Source organism: Rhizobium sp. FG113 (assembly GCF_057809895.1).
Window position 1 is genome coordinate 67,261 of sequence record NZ_JBMDKV010000023.1, and the last position, 7,057, is coordinate 74,317.

The window sequence follows — 7,057 nt, forward strand, 5'->3', positions numbered from 1 at the left end:
GAAGCGGGATTTGCTGGCTAGTGTTGGCGCAATGCCAACCGGAAGTGCCTGATGTCTTTACGCATTGCCACCTTCAACGTCGAAAACCTCATGACGCGGTTCGACTTCACCGGATTTCGAAACCAGCTGCGCCAGGACCGGGTGATCAAGCTCTTCGAGGTCAGAAGCGAGGGCGTCTACCAGCAGCTGGAGCAGGCGCGGGTGATCGCGTCCACCGACGATACCCGGCAGATGACGGCGTTGGCGATTGCCGACGCGGATGCCGATATCCTCTGCTTGCAGGAGATCGACAACATGGAGGCGCTGCAGGCCTTCGAATACGGCTATCTGTTCCGGATGGTCGGCAACGGCTACCGGCAGAAATATCTGGTCGAGGGCAATGACAGCCGCGGCATCGACGTCGCGGTGCTGATGCGCGAGGAGACCCGCGACGGGCAGAAGATCGAGCTTGTCGAGATCAAGAGCCACGCGATGACCACCTATCGCGATCTTGATCTCTTCAACGACGAGCTCGCGGAGCACGCGCATCTCGACGACAAGATCTTCAAGCGCGATTGCCTGGAGCTCGATCTCAGGATCGGCGGCGTGCCGGTGACGCTCTATGTCGTGCACTTCAAGTCGATGGGCGGGCCGCGCGAGGGCGTGGACGGTCGTCGCTACACCATGCCGGTTCGCAGGGCAGAGGCGAAGGCGGTGCGGGGGATTATCGAGAATCGATTCGGAGCCGGTAACACCGATGGAAAGCGTTTCGTCATCTGCGGCGACATGAACGACTATCAGGAGCGTGTCGACGTGATCGGGCGGCGGAGGACGGGCTATTCGTTCAGCCACGAGGACGAGAGCGAGAGTGCGCTCGACGAATTCAGCCGCGGTGGCTTCGCGGAGAACGTCGTGCGGCGGCGCGATCCTCTCGATCGCTGGACGCTCTATCACGCGCGCGGGCCGGAGGAGCAGTGGCTTTGCCAGCTCGATTACATCTGGCTGTCGCCGGCGCTTGCCAGGACCAATGCCGGGCGCCTGCCGGAGATCATTCGCAACGGCCAGCCCTTCCGCACGGTGTTTCCGCCGGGCCAGGAGGTCGAGCGCTATCCCCGCACCGGCTGGGACCGGCCGAAGGCGTCGGATCATTGCCCTGTTGTCATGGAACTCGATTTGACATGAATGGATTTGAGATGGATTTTTCAGAGGATTTCGCCGGCTGGCCGGAGCCGCGCACGGTGTTTCCCATCGCGGGCGTCGATCTCAGGGTTCTGCCTGATGACCATCCGTTCTACAGCGCCAACCGCGAGGCGATTGCCGAGAACTGGGTCAGCGAAACGGCGGCCAATTCGCATCTTTTCGATGGCCGGATGATTTTCCAGAAGCGGCTGGCGCTGACGAGCGAGGGCCTCGCGGGCGAGGGGCACATGATTCCCTTCTCCACCTTCATGTATTGGCGCCGGCAGCCGGAGCGGCAGGGTGGCATTCATCTCTTCGCCTATCCCGTTATCGAAAGCAGCGATGGGGCGCTGGTGGCGATCCGCATGGGGGCGCATACGGCCAATCCCGGGCAGGTCTATTTCGCGGCGGGTTCGCTGGAACCTGAGGATACGTTCGACGGGCGCTGCGACCTGGAACACAACATGCGCCGCGAGGTGCTGGAAGAGACCGGGTTCGATCTGCGTGATGCGCAGGCCGGCGACGGATATTTCGCGACCTATCATCGGCGCACGGTCACCGTGCTCAGGATGTTCCGATTCGATCTGACGGCCGATGAGATCGTCGAGCGGATCCACGCGCACATGCTGGTCGCCGACGACAAGGAAATCGCGGGCGCGGTTGCCATCCGCTCGGCCGATCCGGAGGCCTATTCCTATAACTTCGCGATGCTGCCCGTCATCGACTGGTACTTCCATAAGTCTTCGCTCACCTAACGCCTTGCGCTCGCTCAAGCGGTCGGGCAGGTTGGCGACACGAGGATCGATACAAGGAGGCCGATGTGGCGCGCAGCTACAGCGTCTATGACGTATTCACCAATCGCAAGCTGACGGGCAACCCGCTGGCGGTCATCTTCGATGGCGACGATCTGAGCGACGAGGCGATGCAATCGATCGCCAAGGAACTGAATCTCTCCGAGACGGTCTTCGTGCAGGCATCCGGCAATCCGGCCCATGTCGCCAAGATTCGCATTTTCACGCCGGGCCGGGAATTGCCCTTTGCCGGGCATCCGACCGTTGGAACCGCGATCGCGCTTGCTGAACGCATCCATGGCGGCGCGACGATCGATCTTGTCTCGGTGCTGGAGGAAAACATCGGGCCGGTGCGCTGCGCGGTGCGGCTGAACGAGGGGGAGGCGAGCTTCGCGGAATTCGACCTGCCGCGCAAATCGCAGCAGATCACCATGCCGCTCGATCGGATCGGTATCGGCAAGGCGCTGTCGCTGAAGACGAGCGAGATCGGCTTCGAGAATCACGTTCCCTCGCTGTGGACGGCCGGCGTGCCGTTTTTGCTTATTCCCGTACGCGATATCGGCGTGGCCGAGCGGCTGGATTTCGATCCGCAGCTTTGGGAAGCGACCGTGCCCTTCGTCGATGGGGCTTTGGCCTCCGCCTACATCTATTGCCGTGGTGGCGTGAACCACGTCGCGAAGTTCCATACGCGGATGTTTGCGAGTGGGATGGGGATCGTCGAGGATCCGGCGACGGGATCGGCGGCGGCGGCACTATCAGGCGCGATCCATCATTTCGACCGTCTGCCGGATGGTCATCACGACGTCATGATCGAGCAGGGCGTGGAGATGGGGCGCCCGTCGTTTATCCACCTGCATATGGATATCGAAGGCGGGGCGATTTCGAACGCCCGGATCGGCGGCCAGGCGGTGCGGCTTGCGACCGGTACGCTGGACCTTTGATTTCATTGGATTTCGGCAACGCACAAAAAAATCGCGTTTGTTGAAAGAATTTTCGGAAGGGCGCTAGACAAGCCGAACGATCCTGTTTATACGCCCTCTCACACCACGCAACACAGCGCGGACGGGTGATTAGCTCAGTTGGTAGAGCAGCTGACTCTTAATCAGCGGGTCGTAGGTTCGAGCCCTACATCACCCACCAAAAACCTCTTGGAAAACCAAATACTTACAGCGATTTGATCGTTTTCCAAGAGGTATGCAAACTCTCTGGTTTGCACTCAGTTTGCAGTTTTTGTTCCCGATACGTGCCGCTCCAATTTCGAGATTGCCTGCTCGGCAAGCTCGATTTTCCCGCCTAGATAGTGGGCGTCCAAAATGGCGTCCACGTCCTTCAAAGAGTGGCCGGTTATCGACCCGATCTGACTAGATGAGCAGCCAGCTAACGCTAAGCGTGTTACCGCAGTGCCGCGAAGATCATGGAAGGTCAGACCCGTGATGCTCGTCTTGTCGACCGCCTTGCCCCACGATGTCCGAAACCCGTCTTCCGTCCACGCGCGACCCTTGGTATTCGTGAGTATGGTCGTCGAACGCCGTGGCGCGTTGTCGAGCACTTCCTTGAGCGGAGCGCCGACGGGGATGACGACACGAGCGCCCGTCTTACCTTGTCGAACCTTCAGTGTCTTGCCGTCGTAGGCGCTCCACGGCGCGCGCAATAGATCTCCCTGCCGCTGGCCCGTCCATAGCGCAATCATCAGCGCCATGCGGATCTCTAGGCCAGCCACGGCGAGAAGAGCGGCAATGTGCTGCGCCTCCCATATCCGCTCCGTTCGATCCGCTTCATACAAGCGGCCGCCGCGCTCACAGACATTAATGGCGATGCGCCCTCGATCCTTTGCAAAGGATAGGACGCGGGCGAGGGTAGTCCATGCGTAATCAGCAGTACGCGGGCGCGGCTGGTCTTCCGTCTTGCCGCCGGTTACGGCCACCTTGTCCCGCCAAGCCTTGAACTTTCCGCGTTGTCGAGGGTGCTGGATAAGATCCAGCGAATCTGTTCCGAACGCCTCGCGGATCATGTCCAGATAGGTGTTGTAGGCGCGCTTCGTTTTCGGGGATTTGGTTTCGTACTCGGATGACGATTTGAACTCAGTGATCAGGGACGCGAGAGTTTCGGTGTCATCGATCTTCCGCGTGGCGTGGGCATCAGAATACGCCTTGATCATCATTGGGTCGCCAGGCTGCATAGGAGACCCGTCCTTCTTTTTCAGAAGGGGGCCGCCGCGCCACGCATAGCAATAGTAGATGGTCGACCCGTCCGCGAGGGTCTTCTTGATTTTAGCGACCCCTTTTAAGTTTGCGCGCATCGCTTTCCCTTTGCATCCGATCAAAGTCATCTTCGTTGTCATTGGCACCGAGGCCGCTGATTTCGTCAAGGCGAGCGTCTATCGCTCTCTTGTCCCATTTGCGCGTACCCGGCACGGATGGCGGCATCTTGTGTGTCGCCACCCATAGGGAGAATGTAGATTCCCCAATGCCGCAATAAGCGGCCGCCTCGCGCCTTCCGATCAGGCGCGGGGAGTTATCGTTATCCGCCTTCAAATCACCCTCCACAACGCAATGGCGCCCAACACAATCGCAATCCAAAGCAGCCCCGAACCCGGGGCTGTGATGAAAGCGGCGCGCACGGCACTCATGCGCGGCTATTGTCGTTGGCCGCCTTGAGCAGGCGAGCAGCGATCGTCGCATTGCGGGGTGCCTTGCGCTCCGAGTGCCAGGCGGCGACGGCACGCAAGCGGCTTGCTGGCACGGCGTGCTCGGCTAAGTTCTCGACGACTTCAATGCCGGATCCGCGGTAGGGGGGCGGGGTGACGCGGCTGGCCTGCGGGGCATTGGCTAGGGTCAATCTTCTTTTCTGCATCGATGTCTCCTTTGTGGTGGTGGTTGGTGGTTAGGTGGTGGTAGTGGTTGCTGCCCACGGCCTCTCGGTGGTGCCGTCGGCCCATCTCGACTTAGCGAACACGTCTGGGTGAAACCTGTTTGCATCTTCGTTGGTGCGGAGGAATTCCATGGCCTCATCGCGATCGGGAATACCGCTGATGCGGATGTTTCGGAGCCATATTTCTACTTCGTGGCTCTCCGCCGCATTGGCTGCCCGCTGTCGCTGCGCTTCTATGCGGGCTGCCCGGGCGGCAATCTCTTCCGCGGTAATTGGCCGCACGTATTCCACATACGAGCCGATCCAGTCGTAGGCTTCGATTTCCAACGTAGCCACATCGCGAAACTGCTCTGGCACACGTTCGAGCGCGGCCTGCAGAGCGGCAATCAAATCGACAATGCGATCAGAGCCGCAGATGATATCGGAATCCGCAAGCGTCTCGGTTACTGTTTCACCCATCCGAGGCCGCCTTCCGCGCGTCCATCATCTCGCGCGTCTCGAACATGGGATGGCCGCACTTTGGCTCCCATCGGAGTTTCCAGTCGCGCAGATTCATCTCGTCGAACTGGATCTGCTCGCGGCAGTCATCGCAGTACCAGGAGAACGATCCGTGGTTATACCAGCGGGCCGGGGCGCACTGGCAGCGCGTACGGTTGCAGCTTCCGCCTTCCTTGCCCTTGTCTGGCTTGTCTGGGCCGTCGTAGTCGCCGTAGGCCATTACGCAACCTCTCCAACTTCGTTGACGTACTCGGCGGCGATCAGCTTTGCGGCTGCGGCTGTCCATTCGTAGCCGGGCGTACCGTACGAAACTTCGATGTATTCAAGCAGCCAGCGGATAGCATCGGCGTTGCTCACGTCAGGCCAGATTGCCCGCAGCGAGAGCGCCAGCGCCCAATTGAAGCCGACCTGCGTAAGGGGATCGTCCGGCTTGCTCTTGAACCGCTCGATCAGGATATCTTCGATGTTCGCGGGCAGACGCTTATCAAGCTCGCGATCAATCCCGGCCTTGACCAGATCCGACGTTGACTGCCGAACGGCCGTTCTCGCGATGCTATGGCCTATGCGGCGGAAAATATTCATTCCCCGCCTCCCATAGGAGAGGACAGAGCGGCGAGGGCGGCTTCAAGGATGGCGATAACGACATCGCGTCGCTCGTAATCTGCGAGGCCAGAGCATCCGCCCTCGCTGTACTGCGAAAGGCCGGCTGCGATCATCTTTTCAGTTACCGCAAGAGACGCTGGGGGCGCCTGCCGATAGACGGGGAATGAATAGACATCCTCATCGAATTGCTCAGCGAAATCGACGCCGCCTCCCTCCGGGTGGTAGAGCCAACAAACTGGCTCAGCGTTCTTCTCCCCGACTGAAGCAAGAAGATTTGCAACAGCTTCGGGAGCCGAGAAGGGATGTTCCCCTTCGCCAAACATGCTGGCTATTTCTATCAACGCACGTCGGAAAGCCTCCAGAGGAGGGCCCAATTTGGCATCCTCGACCGGGGCCAGCGCGGCGATAGCAGCGAGGGCTTGGCTCCTGCACTTGTTCCTAAAATGCCACGAGACGGGCGACCTACCTTCTTGATCGAGGACGCCGCGATCGGCGTCTCGTTCGTCTACCGGCCACCTTGCGTCGGGATACATTTCCATCGCCAAAGCTTTAGCGACGCGCTCAATAGTCTCGTGGTCTGGCCTAACCGAAATATGTTGGGGCGATGGGGTGCCGCCGGCCGCCTCAAGCTCCGCCACACGCCCCTGCAGCGCCTGCTTTTCAGCAATCAATTGCTGGATGACAGCTACATCCTGATCTCGGATATCTCGCATCTGTTCGATCTTCATGCGGAGGGCATTTGCAGTGGTCTGCTCAGTCATCGCATTCTCCTCTGGATGGTGGTGATGAGCGCGACCGACGATCCGGCCGCGCTCGGCCTTGGGAGGCGTTACTCGACGATCTCGAATTCACCCGCCGTGGTCAGGCGATATGTCTTGCCGGCTTCAACGCCGTTCTCGCCGATCAGAGACGAACGGACAGCGACCAGCTTGGGCGGCCATACGGTTTCGTCATAAGCGGCGAGGACGATGGCGCCGCCGGCTTCCGCCTTTGCTGTGGATCCGATGCCAAGGGCAGCGGCCACGGCGCCATTCCCGGTGCTGGCCGCATGGGCGTAATCACCGGTGCTGGCCGCATGGGCGCCATTCCCGGTGCTGGCCGCATGGGCGCCATTCCCGGTGCTGGCCGCATGGGCG

At 60.4% G+C, this 7,057-nt stretch carries 10 protein-coding genes and 1 tRNA gene; 4 read left to right on the forward strand and 7 right to left on the reverse strand.

The window, feature by feature from the left end:
* Window positions 1-51: 51 nt before the first annotated feature.
* From ACODTZ_RS31865 to ACODTZ_RS31880, 4 genes are all read left to right on the forward strand, one after another.
* The gene (locus tag ACODTZ_RS31865) at window positions 52-1,161 is read left to right on the forward strand and encodes an endonuclease/exonuclease/phosphatase family protein (protein ID WP_489030765.1); all 1,110 of its coding nucleotides are present in this window, start codon (window positions 52-54) and stop codon (window positions 1,159-1,161) included.
* Window positions 1,162-1,172: 11 nt separating this feature from the next.
* Window positions 1,173-1,913: an NUDIX hydrolase gene (locus tag ACODTZ_RS31870; protein ID WP_489030767.1), complete on the forward strand. Its 741-nt coding sequence runs from the start codon at window positions 1,173-1,175 to the stop codon at window positions 1,911-1,913.
* A 65-nt stretch (window positions 1,914-1,978) separates the two neighbouring features.
* The gene (locus ACODTZ_RS31875) at window positions 1,979-2,890 is read left to right on the forward strand and encodes a PhzF family phenazine biosynthesis protein (protein ID WP_489030769.1); all 912 of its coding nucleotides are present in this window, start codon (window positions 1,979-1,981) and stop codon (window positions 2,888-2,890) included.
* Window positions 2,891-3,013: 123 nt separating this feature from the next.
* Window positions 3,014-3,089, forward strand: a tRNA-Lys gene (locus tag ACODTZ_RS31880).
* 76 nt (window positions 3,090-3,165) lie between these two features.
* Here ACODTZ_RS31880 and ACODTZ_RS31885 read toward each other — a convergent pair.
* The 7 genes from ACODTZ_RS31885 to ACODTZ_RS31915 form a co-directional block, all read right to left on the reverse strand.
* Window positions 3,166-4,278 carry a tyrosine-type recombinase/integrase gene (locus ACODTZ_RS31885; protein ID WP_489030771.1) on the reverse strand — a complete coding sequence of 371 codons (1,113 nt, stop codon included), beginning with the start codon at window positions 4,276-4,278 and terminating at the stop codon, window positions 3,166-3,168.
* A gap of 296 nt (window positions 4,279-4,574) precedes the next feature.
* The gene (locus tag ACODTZ_RS31890) at window positions 4,575-4,802 is read right to left on the reverse strand and encodes a hypothetical protein (RefSeq protein WP_489030773.1); all 228 of its coding nucleotides are present in this window, start codon (window positions 4,800-4,802) and stop codon (window positions 4,575-4,577) included.
* A 30-nt stretch (window positions 4,803-4,832) separates the two neighbouring features.
* Complete coding sequence (locus ACODTZ_RS31895; RefSeq protein ID WP_489030775.1) at window positions 4,833-5,279, reverse strand: hypothetical protein; 447 nt, start codon at window positions 5,277-5,279, stop codon at window positions 4,833-4,835.
* Window positions 5,272-5,538, reverse strand: a complete 267-nt coding sequence (locus ACODTZ_RS31900; protein WP_489030777.1) for a hypothetical protein — start codon at window positions 5,536-5,538, stop codon at window positions 5,272-5,274. Before ACODTZ_RS31900 ends, ACODTZ_RS31895 begins: the two co-directional genes overlap by 8 nt.
* Window positions 5,538-5,900: a hypothetical protein gene (locus ACODTZ_RS31905; protein ID WP_489030779.1), complete on the reverse strand. Its 363-nt coding sequence runs from the start codon at window positions 5,898-5,900 to the stop codon at window positions 5,538-5,540. Before ACODTZ_RS31905 ends, ACODTZ_RS31900 begins: the two co-directional genes overlap by 1 nt.
* The gene (locus ACODTZ_RS31910) at window positions 5,897-6,682 is read right to left on the reverse strand and encodes a hypothetical protein (protein WP_489030781.1); all 786 of its coding nucleotides are present in this window, start codon (window positions 6,680-6,682) and stop codon (window positions 5,897-5,899) included. The genes ACODTZ_RS31905 and ACODTZ_RS31910 overlap by 4 nt, the downstream gene beginning before the upstream one ends.
* Window positions 6,683-6,750: 68 nt before the next feature.
* Window positions 6,751-7,057: hypothetical protein (locus ACODTZ_RS31915; protein WP_489030783.1), on the reverse strand; the 307-nt coding region annotated here is incomplete at its 5' end.